Source organism: Brevibacterium sp. 50QC2O2 (assembly GCF_024580675.1).
Lineage (GTDB): Bacteria > Actinomycetota > Actinomycetes > Actinomycetales > Brevibacteriaceae > Brevibacterium > Brevibacterium moorei.
In genome coordinates, this window is the sequence record NZ_JANIJZ010000002.1 from 222,319 (window position 1) to 238,765 (window position 16,447).

Sequence of the window (16,447 nt, forward strand, 5' to 3'; positions counted from 1 at the left end):
TCCACCGGTGTAGAAAACGGTCGCTGTTGTCTCCAAGCCTAAGCGCCGGGCCGGCCTTGGCATTCCCCGCCGTGCTCGGCTACGCAGGGTTTTCGCCGCCAGCGCAACCGGTGGCCCGGGATCCCGATGGTCGAAAACCGGCGTGCGGCAGGGCAGCCGGAGTCAGCCGATCGGGCCGTGTCAGCCCTCGGTGATTGAATGGGCGCATGGACCCATTACCCTTCAGCCCGGCCCAGCCGAGTCCCCAGGACCCCCCGGTGGAACCCAGTGCGGGACCCACCGGTCTGGATGCGGTGGCACAGGCCTGCCTGGCCGACCTGCTCGCCGGGCGGCACGCCTGCGTGATCGGAGCCCCCGGCACGGGCAAGAGCACGGTCGTCGGATCCCTGTTCGCGGGACTGCTGGCCGCGGCCCACAATCCGGACGAGGTACTGGTGCTCACGCCCAACCGCGATGCCGCCGCGGCCCTGCGCGACACCTTGGGACCGGCTCCGGTGGCTGCCCCGGGTGCCTGTGCACCAGCGCCCCGGACCGGTCCGGCCGCGCGCAGTGTCCACTCCTTCGCCTTCGGCCTGGTCAGTGCCCAGGCGGCAGTGCGCGACGGTTCGGCGATGAAGTTCATCAGCGGACCGGACCAGGACAATCTGCTCGCGGGTCTATTGGCGGGTTACGATTCGGGATTGTCCCGGCCGCCGGCCTGGCCGGAGCGTTTCACCCCGGAAGTGCGGGGGACCACTGCGTTCCGCAACCAATTGCGCGAAGTGCTCAACGAACTCATGGGCAGGGGCTTCACCCCGGACGCGGTGGAGCAGGCGGCCCTCACCCACGGCCGACCCGAATGGGACTGTGTGGCCCGAATCATGCAGGACTACGAGGACCTGCTGGCGGTGCCCGGATTCGGCGGAGTGGACACTGCAGAAGTGTTCGAACAGGCCCGCTGGGTCCTCCAGGACCAGGCAGAGGCGGGCGTGCGGGCCGGTTCGGCTCCCACCTTCTCCGCGGAGATCCTGCCGCGCACGATCGTCATCGACGGGGGGCAGGACGTGCCGGATGCTGCGCTGCGGATGTTGACGACACTGGCGGCCCTGGGCGTGCGCCTGTGTCTGCTGGCCTCGCCCGACTCCGCCTCGCAGGGGTTCCGCGGTGCGGGTGGGGACCTGCTCGACGCCTTCACCCGGCCGGGGAACCCCTTTCACACGGTTCCGCACGTGCTCGACGAGGCCGCCGCCGGGGTACGTGGGGCCGGCGGTGTGCGAACGGTCGGCGACGACCTGGCCCGCCGCGTGTCGACCCGCCTGGAACTCGGTCACATTCCGCGCAGTGCCGGCATGCTGCCGGGCGGGGACTCCCGGGTGTACACGGCCACGGCGGAGTCGTCAGCGGAACTCGGCCGGATCGTGGCGGCCCGGTTGCGCTCCTGGCAGCGCGACGAGGGCGTGGAATGGACGGAGATGGCCGTGCTGACCCGGACCTCGGGGACGGCACGGGCACTCGAAGCGGAACTGGGATACTTGGGGATCCCCGTGGCGGGCGCTGACCTGGCCCTGGGCGTCGACCCCGCCACAGCACCCCTGCTGCGCATCCTGCGGGCGGATCGATCCGATCCTGGGGCCCTGGACGCGGTCATCACGGAACTGCTCACCGGCGTCTACGCCGGCCTCGATGCGATCGCCCTGCGCGGTCTCAACCGGGAGTTGTTGGCGGCCCTGGCGCGGCTGGGAAATCAGCCGCTTGTGGAATCGGAGCTCCCGGACGGCGGCGCAGCGGAGGCGGGTCCGGCGCCGGTCGAAGATCCCCTCCGGCCCGGGGCCCCGACTGCCCCCATCCGAGCCGAGCCGCTGCTGGTCCGCGCCCTGCGCGAACTCCCCGAGGCCGAACTACCCGCTCCGCTGCGCCAGGTCGATCGCATGCTGCGGGCAGCGGCCAAGCACCGCGGCCACGATCCGCACACCGCGCTGTGGGCGATATGGCGCGCGGCCCGGGTGGACAGGGCCTGGCGCGCCGCCGCCCTGCGCGATCCAGCGGACGCCTCCCACGACAGGCTCGATGCGGTCCTGCGGTTGATGACACTGGCCGAGAAGTTCAGCGAGCGCGGGGCGCTGGACGCCCGCGGGTTCGCCGATGATGTACTCGAACAGCGCTTCGCCCAGGACTCCCTGGCCAAACGCGCGGAAGCGGACCATGTCGCGGTGGCAGCGGCAGCGCAGGTCGCCCATACCGATTTCTCCCGGGTCGTCGTAGTCGACCTGGAGGACGGGGTTTGGCCCAACCCGCGGGTCCGAGGCTCCATCTTCTCCGCCGAGGACCTCCTCGATGTGCTCCGCGGGATCGCCCCGGAACAAGCGGCGGAACAGGCCTACCGGGCGCGGCGCCGCGCCACGATCGCCGATGAGGCCCGCCTGGCCCTGTGTGCCTTCTCCCGGGCCCGCGACGAACTGGTCCTGCTGGCCGTCGACGACGGGGATGCCCAACCGGGTGTGTTCTTCCGCACGGCACAGGCCGCCCTGGCCCGCCACAGGGAGGCCGGCGGGGACCTGCCGCGCGGTCCCCGCGACAGCGGGACCGACGCAGCCGAAAACGACGCAGCCGAAAACGACCCGGCCGGACAGAGCACCGCCGGGGCGGAACCGGACGGCGTGACGGAGGAGCCCCAGGTGGGCGCGCCCGCTGCCACCGGGGACCCGGAGTGGGCTACGGCCCAACCCATCGCCTGGGACCCGGCGTGGAGTGAACCGCTGACGCTGATGGAAACCGCGGCCCTGGCCCGTTACGCCTTCGAAGCCGCAGCGACCGGTCAAGAGGAGGGCCGCTGGGCAGTTCTGTTGAAGTCGCTGGCGGCGGCGGGTGTGGCGGACGCCGATCCGGCCGGCTGGTTGGACTGGCAGGAGCTCAGCCGTCGTGACCCATTGCTGGAGCCCGGCCAGATAGCCCGGATCAGTCCATCGACGGTCGAACTGTTCCACACCTGCGGACTGCGCTGGTTGCTCACCCGCCACGGTGGGCAGAGCAGCGACACCAGGGCTCAGCACCTCGGGACCATCATCCACGCTATCGCGGAGGAATTTCCGCGCGGTGGCCTGCTGCACATGCGCGAATCCTTCGACCGGCGCTTCGCCGAACTGGACTACCCCTCCGAATGGGAGCGCGACCGCGAATACGCCACGGGCCTGGAGATGCTCGACCATCTGCAGGACTACATCTCAGGGCGCGCGCCGGACGGGTACACCCTGGTGGGCGTGGAGGGCGCGGTCAGCGCCGAGGACACCCGCGATTCCGAAGACGGGCCATGGGTCATCCGCGGAAGGATCGACCGCTTGGAGAAGGACTCGGCCGGTCGGCTCTACGTGGTCGACTTCAAGACCGGCAAGCGCAAGCCCACAGTCGCCGAGGCCAGGGTGAATCCGCAGCTGGCCACCTATCAAGCGGCCCTGGACACCCCCGGCCACCGTGTGACATTCACCGACGAGGGGGCCCAGGCCGATCTGGACAGTGCTGTGCCCGGGGGCGGTGAACTCGTGTTCCTGCGCTATTCGGACACGCTCAGTCGCGGGGTGCCCGCGAACGTCAGACCACAGCCGGCGCTGGCCGATACGGACGATCCGGGCTGGGCCGGGGCGCTGGTCGCCGCCACTGCGCGCGGGATGCGCTCGCCGGTGTTCACCGCGAGCCCCTCGCGCCAGACCTGCGCGGGTTGCCCCGTGCGCTCATCGTGCCCGGCCTATGCGGGAGGAGAAGACGAATGAACAGCGGACACGGGGGCTACGACCACCCGGCGCACGGGAGGATCCGTTATTCGGCCCTGGACCTGGTGGAGATTCTCAACTCCCGACGGGATCCGGCCGACGCGATCGACCCGCCCACCGCAGAACAGATCGCCATCATCGAATCCCCGCTGGAGCCGAGCGTGGTCATCGCTGGTGCCGGCTCCGGCAAGACCACGGTGATCAGCCAGCGCGTGCTGTTCCTCGTCGCCAACGGCCTGGTCCCGGCAGATGCGATTCTGGGCCTGACCTTCACTCGGAAGGCGGTGGCGGAACTGGCCGCCAAGATCCGCGACAACCTGTGGGAATTCCGCCTGGCGGTGGGGGAGTCGGGTCGTGATGACGAACTCGTCGGCCTCGATGTGCCCACAGTGCAGACCTACAATTCCTATGCCGCCGCGCTGGTGGGCGAATACGGTATGGCACTGGGCATCGAGGAGGACACCCGGGTCCTCGACGACGCCTCCGCGATCCAACTGGCAGGGCGCGTGATCGATCGGGCGAGTACCGCGGAGGTTCCGGCGGGAGCGGCCAGGGCCGGCCTGATCGCCAAAGTGCGTGCCCTGTCCGCCCAGATGTCGGAACACCTGGTGGACGCTGCGGAACTCGAGGACTACATCTATGCCTGCTATCGGCGTTATTTCGCCGACGTGGACGTGGCCAGGGCAGTCGCCCGCAAACGGATTCCGGCAGAGGCCAAGGAAGCATATGCCATCCGGTTGGACGAACTCATGGGCGCGGGCCTGGGCCCCGACCCTGAGCGCTCGCGGCTCGACGCCTTGGTCGACCTGCTGTGCGACTACGGCGCGGCGGACATCCTGGAGAAGCTCCGGGAGAAACTCCTGCTGGCCCGCCTGGTCGAACGCTTCCGCCTGGCCAAGCGGGCGGCAGCGGGCATGGAGTTCTCCGATCAGGTGGCGTTCGCCTGCCGGATCATGGATGCGGACCCGCAGGCCCACGCCGCCGAACGCGCTCGCTGGCAGGTGGTGCTGCTCGACGAATACCAGGACACCTCGGATACGCAGGTGCGGCTGTTGAAGCAACTCTTCGGCGGTCTGCCGGTGACGGCCGTGGGCGATCCCCGGCAGGCCATTTACGGCTGGCGCGGGGCCTCGGCGTCGAACATCGACGAATTCCCCGTCGAATTCGGCCTGCCCGGCACCCGCGCCAGGGTGCGGAGTCTGAGCATCAGCTGGCGCAATCCGAGCAGTGTGCTCGCGGTGGCCAATGAGATCTCATCGCGGATCCCCAACCGGGGCTCCGGCGGCGAACTGCGCGCCCCCGACCAGCCGGATGCGCAGGGCCTGCCCGGCCCACTGGCCACTTGGAAGACGGGAACCGTCGAGCAGGCCCTGACCACCGGGGCGGCCGTGCCGGGAGTGGGCAGCGATCAGATGGCCCAGCTGCTGGACTGGCTCATAGGGCGGAGCGGCTCACGGGCCGTTTTGTGTCGCAAGAGCGCCCACATGTTCGAAGTCGCGGCGGCTGCCACGGCCCGCGGTGTTCCCACCCACATCGTGGGCAGGGCAGGCGCCCTGGAGGACCCGTTCGTCCGCGACGTCTTCGCCGCGTTGACGGTGATCGCCGACCCGACAGCCGGCGGTGAGGCGATGCGCCTGCTGACCGGGACGGTGTGTCGTCTGGGCCCTGCCGATATCGCCGCCCTCGAACGGCTGCGGCGGGCCAGAGCCGACCGCCTGGCACAGGCGTATCCCGATGATGAGGCGGCGGCCGCGCTCGGCGTGGTCGAGGTGATCGACGAACTGGCCGATCCCGCAGGGCGCGGTACCCTGCGCTCCGACATCGAACGCTCGGGTCTGTCGGACGCGGCGGCCTCCCGTATCGGACGGTTGGCGGTGTCCCTGCGCCGGTTGCGCGCCAGGCGGGTCCCGGTACCGGCCCTGATCCGGGAGATCGTCCACGGACTGGGCATCGAAGCGGAGGCCAGGGCACTGGGCCCCGAGCGTGCTGCACCACATCTGGTGGCACTCGATGTGTTCACGGCATCCGCGGCGAATCTGCTGGCCGACCAGCCGGGGACCGATCTGGCCGGCTATCTGTCCTGGCTCGAACTGGCGGCGCAGACGGGTGGCCTGGACGAACCGGACGAGGTGCTCGACAAGGAATCGGGGGCGGTGATCATCATGACGATCCACAAGTCCAAGGGTCTGGAATTCGACCATGTCGCGATTCCCCATATGGTGGTGGGCGACCTACCGACCACACTGCGGACCAAAACGGGCTGGCTGCAGGCCGAGGCCCTGCCCTACCCGCTGCGCGGGGACGCCGCCTCATTTCCCGCCATGGACCTAAGCGCCGGTGCGAGCAAGGACCTCAAGGCCCTCAGAGAACGGTTCGCCGACGCCCTGGAGGACCATCATGAAACCGAGGAACGCAGGCTGGCCTATGTGGCTGTCACCCGGGCCCAGCGCTCACTGTGGCTGGGCGCCGCGACGTTCTCCGGGCGGACCAGGGCCAATGAACTCTCGCCCTACGTCTACGATGCCGCCACGGCGCTGGGCTGGGACGATCCCGTTCTGCCGGGCAATGACGAAGAGGCGCCCGAACGCGCAGAGTCCTATGAGTGGCCGACCCCGCAGGACCGCGCACTCCTGCGGATCCGGTCACACAAGGCGCGGGTCTACCGCAGCGCCGGGGAACTGGAGCTGGGCGAACTGGTTCGCAGCGCCCCGCACGGCGGCGGGGGCCCCGATGCCCCTGGACATCTGGCCTATATTGCAGCCGACCTGCTGGCGCAGCGGGCGAACGCGCTCGACCCCACCCGATTGCCCGGTCGGCTCTCGGCCACCGCGGCAGTGCGCTATGCGCAGGACCCTGAGGCCTTCGCCGCCGAACTGATCCGCCCCATGCCAACCGGCCCCGTGCCGCAGGCGGCGCTGGGAACCGCGTTCCACGCCTGGGTGGAGAACTACTTCGGACAGGCCACGCTGCAGGACTTCGAGGACCCGCAGTCCCGCAAATCCCTGCCCGCTGCGCTGCAGGATCGTTTCACCCGGCTGCAGCGGACATTCCTGGCCAGCGAATTCGCCTCCAGGGTCCCCGTCGCAGTGGAACTGCCGTTCGAGCTCATCCTGGGCGAAGCCGGAGCACAGATGCGCATTCCCGGCAAGATCGACGCGGTCTTCCCCACGGAGACCGGTTTCGAGGTCGTGGACTGGAAGACGGGCAGCTCGGTCACGGGAGCAGAACTCCAGGCCAGAGCCGTGCAGCTGGCCGTCTACGCCCGGGCGGTGGAGGCGATGCCGAGGTTCGCCGGCCGGCCGGTCACCGCGACGTTCTTCTATCTGGGCGACAACCGGATCGTCAGGCCTGCGGACCTGCCGGATCCCGATCTGTTGCTCGAACGGATGACGGCCGGTCGATGACACCGGTCTCGGACTCCTCCGCGGCCTCGGCCGCGGAGGAGTCGGCGGTGACGCCCGGGCCCGGCTCGGGCGCGTCCTCCGGCAGTTCGGCCAGCGAGCGCAGCAGTTCGACGGCCTCGTCAACTCCTTCGGCGTCATCGGCGTCGGCACAGGCCAGCAACAGGCCCAACACTCCCATTTCGGAGACCAAGCCGACCCGTTCCACCAGGTACGGGTCATCCATCCGGCGTTCGGCCAGATACACGTCGAGCAGTCGGATGAAGTCCTCGGTCGACATCAGGTCCGCCACGCCGGCCAGATCATGGGCCGGATCGCCCACCCGGACCCGGGCCAAATCGGTCACCGCCACCAGGTCATCACCCGTGGTCCGCAGAGCGTCGATGCCCAAATCGCCGTGGAGTACCGCCGGTAGGAAGTGCCAGACGGCCGCGGTCTCCAAAGTCTCCTCCCAGCGCTGCAGCAAGGCACCGGGGACCTTCCCGGTCTGGGCACCACGGTCCAGCTCGGCCAACAGCGAATCGCGGACCTCCAGGGGTTCCCGGGTCGGTAGGCCGGCATCGGCGACGGCGGCGACATCCGCGGTATGCAGGCGGGCCAGGAATCGCGCCAGTGAGTCGACCAGGCCCGGGTGCTCGGTGAATGCCGCAGTCGACAGTGGAGTCCCCGGCAGCGGGCGGGTGATGCGCAACTCGTATTCCCGGTCGAGCGACCAGATGCCGGGCTTAAGATCCTGTGCCGCCAGAGTCTCCGGGAAGGCCGGGGAGTCGGACGGCAGGATCGTGCGCAGTACCGCGGCCGCGACCTGTTCGGTCTGGGCTTCGAGGGCGTCCGTCGGATCGAGTAGGGAGGCGAGCACGAAGCGGTCCCCGTCGCCCACGAGCACGCGCAGACGATCGGTTCCGTCCAGCACGCTGAACTGGGTCGGAGAGAGTCCGTCGACCAGATGCGAGGCGGCGGCGGCCATATGCAGGGGCAGGTTATCCACCCCACCAATCTACGACACCGGCTCCGCTGTGCCCTGGTGCCCGGCGGGTGTGTTGTCGATTCCGGCGGTATCGTGGGGGACATGAAAGCCGAACCACTGCAGCCGGCCAGCCTGGGTCGGCATCTGGCCGCTCGCAATCACACCGCCCGTGGAACCGATGGGGACTTAGCCGATGTTCTCGCCCGTGACACGACCCGGCTGGTCTTCGCCGACCACGGCTACCTGCTGGTCGCCGCCGGTAGTCTGTGCACGATGGGCCCCGACGAGTATCTGGCCCAAGCCTCGACCATTACAGGCACCCGCATCTACCTGGGTCTGGACCAGGGAGTGGACTACGTGGGCATCGGCCTCGATCAGGCGGGCCGGGACGCGCTGGACGCCCATCTGGACGTCCATCACTCCCTGGATGCCGAGGACATGCTCGACGCCCCGGCATCCGGGTTGCACTCGGTGCGGCCCCACTGGGTCGACCTGGGCAGTCTGGCGGAGGAACTGAGCGACCTGGATGTGGGCCTGGCGTGCGCACTGGTCGCAGTGAACAACTGGCATATGTCGCACACCCACTCCCCGCGCAACGGATTGCCCACCACACCGGTCGCGGGAGGCTGGGTCAGGCGGGACCCGACCACCGGATCCGAACACTTCCCACGGACCGACCCTGCGGTCATCATGGCCGTCGTGCACACGGACTCGGCCGGGGTCGAACGATTGCTGCTGGGAAACAACGCACTCTGGGAGCCAAACCGCTACAGCCTGCTCGCCGGTTTCGTCGAACCCGGTGAGACGCTGGAGCGCGCGGTTGTGCGCGAGGTGTTCGAGGAGGCCTCCGTGGTCTGTCATTCCCCTGTGTACGTCGGCAGCCAGCCGTGGCCCTTCCCCTCCTCTCTCATGCTGGGTTTCTTCGCCACGGCGGAGTCCCGTGACGCGCGTCCCGACCGCGATGAGATGGCCGGACTGCGGTGGGTGACGCGGAAGGAACTACTGGCCGAACGCGCCGCTGGCACTATGCGACTGCCCGGCACCGTGTCGATCGCCGGCCAGATCATCGAGTCCTGGCTGGCTGGTGATCGGTGACGCAGGGGCACGCGCCCACTGAGGGGCTGGACCCCGATGCCCTGCTGGCCGGTCTCGACGCCGAACAGGCGCAGGTCGCCACGCACACCGGCGGGCCCCTGGTAGTCCACGCGGGCGCCGGAACCGGTAAGACGCGGGCGATGACCCACCGGATCGCCTATGGGGCGGCCACAGGAGGTATCGACCCCCGACACGTCCTCGCACTGACCTTCACGGCCAAGGCGGCCGGGGAGATGCGCTCGCGCCTGCGGGGCCTGGGAGTGCCGATGGTGCAGGCGCGGACCTTCCATTCGGCGGCCCTGCGGCAGTTGCGCTACTTCTGGCCGAGGTTCGCGGAGGGGGACTTCCCCCAGCTCATCACCGCTAAAGCGGGGCCGGTCGCCAGGGCGATGGCCGAATCCGGGTTCGAGGTCGAACGTGAGACGGTGCGCGATGTCGCAGCGGAGATCGAATTCGCCGCGGTCAGCCTGATTGGTGTGGAGGAATACGCTGCACAGGCCGGGCACCGGGAACTGCCGGAGGGAATCGACGCTGCGGCCATGGTGCGCATCATGACGGCATACGGCGAGTTGAAATCGCGTGGACGCCTGCTGGACTTCGAAGACGTGTTGCTGGTCCTCGATGGGATTCTGGGCACCCGCGAGGACATCGCGGCGGAAATCCACCAACAGTACCGCCACTTCGTCGTCGACGAGTTCCAGGACGTCTCGCCCCTGCAGTTCGATCTGCTGATGCGCTGGCTGGGCCGGCGCGACTCACTGTGCGTGGTCGGCGATCCGGCTCAGACGATCTACAGTTTCGCGGGGGCGCGCGATGGATTCCTCTTGGGCCTGCCCAATCGCCTGGAGAACGTGCGGACCGTCTCCCTGGTGCGCAACTACCGCTCGTGCCCGCCGATCGTGGCGGCTGCCAATCGCATCCTGGCACACACCGGCCGTAAACCCCTGGTGCTGCAGCCGGTGCGCTCCGGTGGCGGGCCCGTGCGGTACACGGAATATCCCGATGACGAAGCCGAGGCGATGGGCGTGGCGGAGGCCGTCGCCGGCCAGATCGCGGCGGGCCGGCGGGCCGGGGACATCGCGGTGCTCTTCCGCACCAACGGCCAGAGTCGGGCCTTCGAGGAAGCGCTGAGCCGCCGCGGCATCTCCTATGTGCTGCGCGGCGGCGAGCGCTTCTTCGCCAGGCGCGAGGTCAAGGAGGCGATCGCCGTGCTGCGCGCCAACCAGCGCAGCGTCCCCGGCACCACACCCCTGTCGGAGGCCGTGCGCGAGCTGGTGGCCGGCGTCGGATGGACCACGAGCGCGCCGACGGCCGGGGGACGGGTGCGCGAACGCTGGGAGTCGTTGAGCGCACTGGTCGACCTGGCGGACGAGATGCAGGCCGAACACGAATTGCCGGTGCCGCTGAGCGCTTTCGTCGTGGAACTCGACGATCGTAGGGAACACCAGTTCGCACCGGCCGTGGACGGCGTGACCCTGGCCAGCGTCCACGCTGCGAAGGGACTCGAATGGCCGGTCGTATACCTGGTGGGGCTCTCCGAGGGGCTTCTGCCGATCTCCTATGCCCGGAGTCCGGGGCAGATCGCGGAGGAACGGCGGTTGTTCTACGTGGCGCTGACCCGCGCCAGGGACGAGGTCGAGCTCAGCTGGTCGCTGGCGCGTCAACGCAGCCAGGTCAACCGGCGCAGGCCCTCGCGGTTCGTCCAGGAGACCCGTGTGCCAGGGCCCGGTTCAACCGGGCACACAGCACCGGCGCCGAGGCCGCGGGCCCGGCGCGAACTCCGGTGTACGAACTGCAATCGGGTGCTCGACACCCCGGCACAGAAGGCACTGGGTCGGTGCGAGGAGTGTGCGGGCCCGGTGGACCGGGCCGTGTTCGACCGGTTGGTGGCATGGCGCGCGGAGCAGGCGGAGGTGGAGCGGGTTCCCGCATACATGGTGTGCACCGAGTCGACCCTCGAACTGATCGCACGATTGCGGCCGACCGCGCAACGGGAGCTCGCCCTGGTCCCAGGGATCGGACCGGTCAAACTCGAGCGCTACGGCACGCGCCTGTTGGAGGTGCTCGCCGGCTGAGGTCGGGATCACGGCTCAGCCGGCTGGGGGACGGGTGGGCACTGCCAATGGGATGCGGCATGGGCAGGATGGGGAGAAGCCGACAGTGACGTCCTCCGCCTGGCCCAACGGCAGGCTCAGGCGCAGTCCGGTGTCCGCGGGCTTGAGCCCCAGCAGAGCCGCTCTCAGATGGCCGGCCAGGTGCGCCGCGCCGAGGTCGTGCAGGACGGGGTCGAGCTGGTCGGCCCGCCAGCTGGAGGTGCGCAGGGCCCTCCAGGACTCGAACCAGGAATCGTCGGAGTCCATGGCCGCTTCGACCAGGCAACCCGAGCATGGTGTCCGACCCGCGCGGATGATGTGTCCGATTCTGGTGCTGGCCTCGCCGAACACCACGTGCAGGTGCGCAATGTCCTGCTCCACCAGGGCCGCGGCGCTCAACAGGTCTGCGGCCAGGAAGGAGGTGAGCACGACCACCTGTTCCCGATTCGGGCCCGTCGGCTCTCCACTGAGCGCGTGCGCGTCGAGCCCGGCCCTGCGCAGTACCGGGGCCAGTGATTCGGCCAGGGGACCGACGATGTCGATACGTGTCGCGGCCAGTTCCCGGTCCAGGGCCGCTGGGTCGTGGCCGGTGGCCGCAGCCAGTGCCTGCACGTGTTGTCCTGCCGGGTCGCCGGGTGCTGACTCCGCCGGGACCAGGGCACCCGCCTGGTCCAGCAGGCCCAGGAGCATGGCCGCTCGGTCCGCGTCCATTCCCGCCCTGGACACGGCGGCATCCAGTTCCGCGGTGCCCAGGCCCAACCTCAGCCGGTTGATCAGTTCCACGTCTGCAGCGCTGAGCCCATCGACGTAGACGGGATCTTCGCTCCCGATCTGCATGCTGTTCTCATCGATCCAAACCAGTGGAAGGGATGTGAATGTTCGATACATGGTGACCTCCGTGTGCACAACGGTACGGTCTGGTCCACGGCAGGGGAAGGGAAGGGGTGAAATCTGTGGACAAGGTGACGCACGGTCGCGGAAAGGCACGCGCACCGCGCCGGCCGGGTGGGGGAACGGATGCGGGCGCCGACCGAGTCGATGGCGTCGACCCGGGCGACGCCCGTTCCGTTTGTTCGGACCGCACCCAGGGCGTCCACGGACCTTCCCCTTGTCCACGGCCGCCGGGCATTGTGCAGCCCGCACATCAAAACTATTGCCAGACACACCGGCGCGTCAAGCCGGGTGCGGCTGTGCTTGTGTGATAAAGGAGCCCGGGAATGGGGATGTGTCGGTGCCCGAGGGTAGATTCGATGCCATGGATACCACTGAGGTGCGCGCATTGTTGGAGGCCGGCGACATCGAGATCCGCAGGTCGGCGCGCCGGCGCAAAACGATCTCCCTGACCGGGGCCCCGGGATCCTGGGTGCTGGCGGTTCCCCAGCGCTGGCGGCCCGAGGGGAATCTGGGGCAGATAGCCGAACTCATCACCCGTTTGGAGAAACGGCGGGGCCGGCCACGGCAGTCGGACGCCCAGCTGTGGGAGCGGACGCTGGAGCTGAACACGTGCTATTTCGCTGATGGCATAGCCCCGGCCAGCGTCGTGTGGGTCGAAAATCAGCGCAGCCGGTTCGCCTCGACGACACCGGCGACCGGGGCGATCCGGGTGTCCAACATGTTGCGCGAGGTTCCCGACTGGGTGCTGGACTCCGTGCTGGTCCACGAACTCGCCCACTTGCGCCAGGCGGACCACTCGGCGCGTTTCAAGGAGTTGACCGCCCGCTATCCGCGGACCGGGGAAGCGCAGACGTATCTGGAGGGCTTCAGCGCGGGCATGTCGTTCGCAACGGGGTCGTGAACGGCTCAGGAAGTGCCGGAGCGGCCCAGCGCGGAGCGGATCCGGGGGAGTATCCCCGGCAGGCGGCGGACGATGTCGGGTGCGGTCTCCTCCGGTAGTGCATCGAGCCGGTGCCACCCGATCTCCAGGGATTCCGGGGAGGCCGCGATCGGTTCGGCGGGATCGAGAACCGCGGCGTACATGATGTCGGCGTGTATCCGACAGGTGCCGAAGGACGCGGGCAATTCGTGGATGCTCGCGGACACCGGGAGGTCCACCGCGGGTTCCAGGCCCTGTACTCCGGACTCCTCCCGGGCCTCGCGCACGGCGGCCTCGAGCACGGAGGCATCGCCGGCCTCCAGGTGTCCGCCGAACTGCAACCACTGTCGGGCCTTGCGGTGCAGGGTCAACAGGACCCGGTCGAAGTCGGGGGAGACGACCAGGCAGCTGGCGGTGACGTGGACCGGATTGGCCCTGACCCCGCTGGCATCCCCGGTCCGGTCGATGAAACCGGCGATTCTGTGAGCGTGCCCGGGTTCACTCATGGCGGGATCGGCCCGCCGCAGCAAGGCGGCGATCCGAGCCCAGGCCGTGGCATTCCCTCCGGGTGGGAGGGTCACTTCGCCCTGCCCTCGCCGCCGCCCTCCTCGTCGAGGAGCCGGTAGAGCGCGGCGTCGAAGTCCGCATCCCCCTCCCAGCCGGCCGTGCGGCGCTCGCGGTAGCCCAGTGGGTCGTCGAGGTCCGCTTGCTGGGGTAGATCGTCCAGGTGGGTGAAGACGGCGTCGCGGGCTGCCGCGCCCTCTGTCTGCTGCAGATAGCCGAACAGGGTGGAGGCGTCCTTGATGCGCGTTGGCTGCAGCCTGAGCCCCAACAGGTCTTCGAAGGCCTGGTCCGCGGTGCTGGTCATCGACAGGCGCTCCCGGATGCCGGCCCGCAGCAGGTCCCGCTGTGGCAGGTCCTTGCACGCTTCATAGGTCACGACCTCGACCCAACCCGCAATCGTCGACAGCAGGACGTCAAGGCTTTCCAGGGCATCGCGCTGTGCCGGATTGTCCTGGGGGCGGAACAGGTTCCCGCCGATCTGCTCGCTGATCTCCTGGATCTTCGCCGGGTCGAAGTTCCCCGGGTCGATGTCGCCGGCCAGATTCTGCAGCCCGTCCAAATCGACTTCGATGTTGGAGGCGTACTTCGCCAGGACCGTGCTGATATGACCGGCCAGGTACGGGGCGCGGGAATACAGCCAGATGTGTGCCAGCTCCATCACGGCGAGATAGAGCCGCAGCTGCTCGTCGTCGACGCCCATGGAGGCGGCAGCGCCCGGCAGGTTGACGGCGATCAGGGCCGGGGCCCCGTCGGCGGTCACCGGCAGCCCGTATTCGGTCCCCGTGAGAACGCTGCCGGAGAGGTTGCCCAGGGCCTGTCCCAGCTGCGTTGCGAACATCTGGGCACCCATCGAGCCGAAGATCTGCTGGGCACCGGCGAGGAACCCGCGCATCTCCTCGGGCACCTGGGCGCCCAGCGATCGGGTCAGGGCCGAGGTCATGTTCGTCTTCACCGCATCGGTCAGCTCCAACCAGCCGGCGGCGGTCTGCTCGACCCAGGTCCGCCGGTTGAATGCCCGGCCGTTGAACGAAGTCGCGGGGGAGTCGATGACCTGGCCCAGCCAGAGTTCGGCCAGGCGGAACGCCTCCTCGACCAATTTGGTCTGCTCGGTGCTGACAGTCGGGTCCGGCGTCGGGATGTGACCCGTGGCGGCTCGGATCACGGTGTCGGGACCCGCCTGGGCCCCCATCATGTTCTGCAGGTTCTGCATGAAGCCGCCCAGCATGGCCGGATCGAGGGGCATTCCTCCGGGCATCTGACCCGCGGGCTTGCCGTCGGGGCCGAAGAACATCGCGAACATGTCACCGAACGGATTGTTCTCGTCGTCGGGACGGTCTTTATCCTCGTTGCGGTCGGTCATGCTGGCCCCTTCCGGATGGCTGGTACGGAGTTTCCTCGATTCCTCAAGGGTAACGAGTCGTCCTGGCGATTCCTTCCGTTCCGGCGCCGGTGCACCGGGTATTTCGTTCACGGCGAAACATCCCCTGTGCGCAACCGGGGGATTCGTGCAGTGTGCCTTGGTGGATTAGACTACAGGGGCGCCCTACGGGCGCGGCGGATGTTCAGGACGGGATAGGCACAACGTGAGTCTTTCAGCAGATCAGACGGGTCACAGCGGGAGAAAGGGGGCGACGGGGAAGTCGTCTCTGCCGGGTGTACTGACCTATCTGCTCATCATCTGTGCACTGGTCGTCCCCGTCCCCTACATGATTCAGAAGCCAGGCCCGGTGTTTAACACCCTGGGTGGCACCGGCGAGGGCGATCACACCCCACTGCTGAGCATCACGGGGATGAAGACGTATCCGCTGTCGGGGCAACTCGACATGCTCACAGTCGGTGTGGTCGGCGGGCCGGGACGCCGGGTCAACGCATCCCAGGCCGTGCAATCGGTCATCGCCGGGCACGACACGGTCCTGCCCAAGGAGGCCTACTACCCCCTGACGACCACTGCCGAAGAGGTCGATACCGCGAACACCGCGGAGATGGCATCCTCGCAGGATCTGGCGACGGCGGCCGCGTTGACCGAACTGGGCGTCGATTTCGGCTCGGCACTCGCAGTAGCGCAGGTGACCCCCGGCAGCCCGGCCGACGGCACACTGCGGCCGGATGACCGCATTCTCAAAATCGATTCCAGTCAGGTGTCCGGGGATAACGCCGGAGCCAAAACCGTCCAGACCCGGGTCGCCAAGGGCCGCCCCGTCGATCTGACCATCCAGCGCGGCAAGACGAAGAAGACGGTGACGATCAGGCCGACGCAGACGGACGGGAAGTTCGCCCTGGGCATCGTGTTGGGGCAGAAGTACGACTTTCCTGTCACGGTGAAGTACAACGTCGAGGGCGTGGGCGGGCCATCGGCCGGAACGATCTTCGCGCTGACGATCATCGACGCGCTGACCCCCGGTGATCTGACCGGCGGTAAGCCGATCGCGGGCACTGGCGCGATCACGGCCGACGGCACCGTCCAACCGATCGGTGGGGCCAGACAGAAGGTCGCGGCCGCAGCGGCCGCCGGCAACGAGTACTTCCTGGCACCGCGGGACAACTGCGCCGAGGTCCTCGAGGCCGCAGCCCAGACGGATCTGCACGTCGTGCGCATCGACGATCTGAAGTCGGCGCGGGCTTCGGTGGAGAAGATCGCGGCCGGCAGGACCAACGGCCTGCCGGCCTGCGGGACGAATTGATGTAACAGAAGAGCTTCCGGCGCGTGTTCGACGCGTCGCCGTGGCCCCGGCGGTTCCGGGGTAACCGGAATTACCCAGGGACGAGGAGAA

10 protein-coding genes are annotated in these 16,447 nt (G+C 68.7%); 6 read left to right on the forward strand and 4 right to left on the reverse strand.

Annotated features, from left to right (window positions below; translation table 11 throughout):
- Window positions 1-206: 206 nt before the first annotated feature.
- Together NQ038_RS02510 and NQ038_RS02515 are read left to right on the forward strand one after the other, a co-directional pair.
- Complete coding sequence (locus NQ038_RS02510) at window positions 207-3,743, forward strand: PD-(D/E)XK nuclease family protein (RefSeq protein ID WP_257061776.1); 3,537 nt, start codon at window positions 207-209, stop codon at window positions 3,741-3,743.
- Window positions 3,740-7,147 (forward strand): ATP-dependent DNA helicase, encoded by a 3,408-nt coding sequence (locus tag NQ038_RS02515; RefSeq protein ID WP_257061778.1) that lies wholly within the window; start codon window positions 3,740-3,742, stop codon window positions 7,145-7,147. Before NQ038_RS02510 ends, NQ038_RS02515 begins: the two co-directional genes overlap by 4 nt.
- Here the strand turns inward: NQ038_RS02515 and NQ038_RS02520 are convergent.
- On the reverse strand, window positions 7,086-8,132 hold the full coding sequence (locus tag NQ038_RS02520; RefSeq protein WP_257061785.1) for a phosphotransferase: 1,047 nt from the start codon (window positions 8,130-8,132) through the stop codon (window positions 7,086-7,088). The genes NQ038_RS02515 and NQ038_RS02520 overlap by 62 nt on opposite strands.
- Before the next feature lie 81 nt (window positions 8,133-8,213).
- Between NQ038_RS02520 and nudC the strand changes: the two genes are divergently transcribed.
- Together nudC and NQ038_RS02530 are read left to right on the forward strand one after the other, a co-directional pair.
- Window positions 8,214-9,206, forward strand: a complete 993-nt coding sequence (gene nudC / locus NQ038_RS02525; RefSeq protein ID WP_257058471.1) for an NAD(+) diphosphatase — start codon at window positions 8,214-8,216, stop codon at window positions 9,204-9,206.
- Window positions 9,203-11,281 (forward strand): ATP-dependent DNA helicase UvrD2, encoded by a 2,079-nt coding sequence (locus tag NQ038_RS02530; protein WP_257061786.1) that lies wholly within the window; start codon window positions 9,203-9,205, stop codon window positions 11,279-11,281. The genes nudC and NQ038_RS02530 overlap by 4 nt, the downstream gene beginning before the upstream one ends.
- Window positions 11,282-11,296: 15 nt before the next feature.
- Here NQ038_RS02530 and NQ038_RS02535 read toward each other — a convergent pair whose 3' ends face one another.
- Entirely contained in the window at window positions 11,297-12,136 is an 840-nt protein-coding gene (locus NQ038_RS02535; RefSeq protein WP_257047335.1) for a hypothetical protein, read from the reverse strand.
- A gap of 418 nt (window positions 12,137-12,554) precedes the next feature.
- Between NQ038_RS02535 and NQ038_RS02540 the strand changes: the two genes are divergently transcribed.
- Complete coding sequence (locus tag NQ038_RS02540) at window positions 12,555-13,094, forward strand: M48 family metallopeptidase (protein ID WP_257047207.1); 540 nt, start codon at window positions 12,555-12,557, stop codon at window positions 13,092-13,094.
- A gap of 5 nt (window positions 13,095-13,099) precedes the next feature.
- Here NQ038_RS02540 and NQ038_RS02545 read toward each other — a convergent pair whose 3' ends face one another.
- A complete protein-coding gene (locus tag NQ038_RS02545) occupies window positions 13,100-13,618 on the reverse strand; it encodes an NUDIX hydrolase (RefSeq protein WP_257061787.1) in 519 nt (172 codons plus the stop codon).
- 71 nt (window positions 13,619-13,689) lie between these two features.
- Window positions 13,690-15,036 carry a zinc-dependent metalloprotease gene (locus tag NQ038_RS02550; protein WP_257061789.1) on the reverse strand — a complete coding sequence of 449 codons (1,347 nt, stop codon included), beginning with the start codon at window positions 15,034-15,036 and terminating at the stop codon, window positions 13,690-13,692.
- Window positions 15,037-15,382: 346 nt separating this feature from the next.
- Between NQ038_RS02550 and NQ038_RS02555 the strand changes: the two genes are divergently transcribed.
- Window positions 15,383-16,357 (forward strand): PDZ domain-containing protein, encoded by a 975-nt coding sequence (locus tag NQ038_RS02555; RefSeq protein ID WP_257061791.1) that lies wholly within the window; start codon window positions 15,383-15,385, stop codon window positions 16,355-16,357.
- Window positions 16,358-16,447 lie beyond the last annotated feature (90 nt).

Coding starts and splice junctions, on each gene's coding strand:
- NQ038_RS02510 (WP_257061776.1), top strand. CDS start 207: ATGGACCCATTACCCTTCAGCCCGGCCCAGCCGAGTCCCCAGGACCCC.
- NQ038_RS02515 (WP_257061778.1), top strand. CDS start 3,740: ATGAACAGCGGACACGGGGGCTACGACCACCCGGCGCACGGGAGGATC.
- nudC (WP_257058471.1), top strand. CDS start 8,214: ATGAAAGCCGAACCACTGCAGCCGGCCAGCCTGGGTCGGCATCTGGCC.
- NQ038_RS02535 (WP_257047335.1), bottom strand. CDS start 12,136: ATGCAGATCGGGAGCGAAGATCCCGTCTACGTCGATGGGCTCAGCGCT.
- NQ038_RS02540 (WP_257047207.1), top strand. CDS start 12,555: ATGGATACCACTGAGGTGCGCGCATTGTTGGAGGCCGGCGACATCGAG.
- NQ038_RS02545 (WP_257061787.1), bottom strand. CDS start 13,618: ATGAGTGAACCCGGGCACGCTCACAGAATCGCCGGTTTCATCGACCGG.
- NQ038_RS02550 (WP_257061789.1), bottom strand. CDS start 15,036: ATGACCGACCGCAACGAGGATAAAGACCGTCCCGACGACGAGAACAAT.
- NQ038_RS02555 (WP_257061791.1), top strand. CDS start 15,383: ATGATTCAGAAGCCAGGCCCGGTGTTTAACACCCTGGGTGGCACCGGC.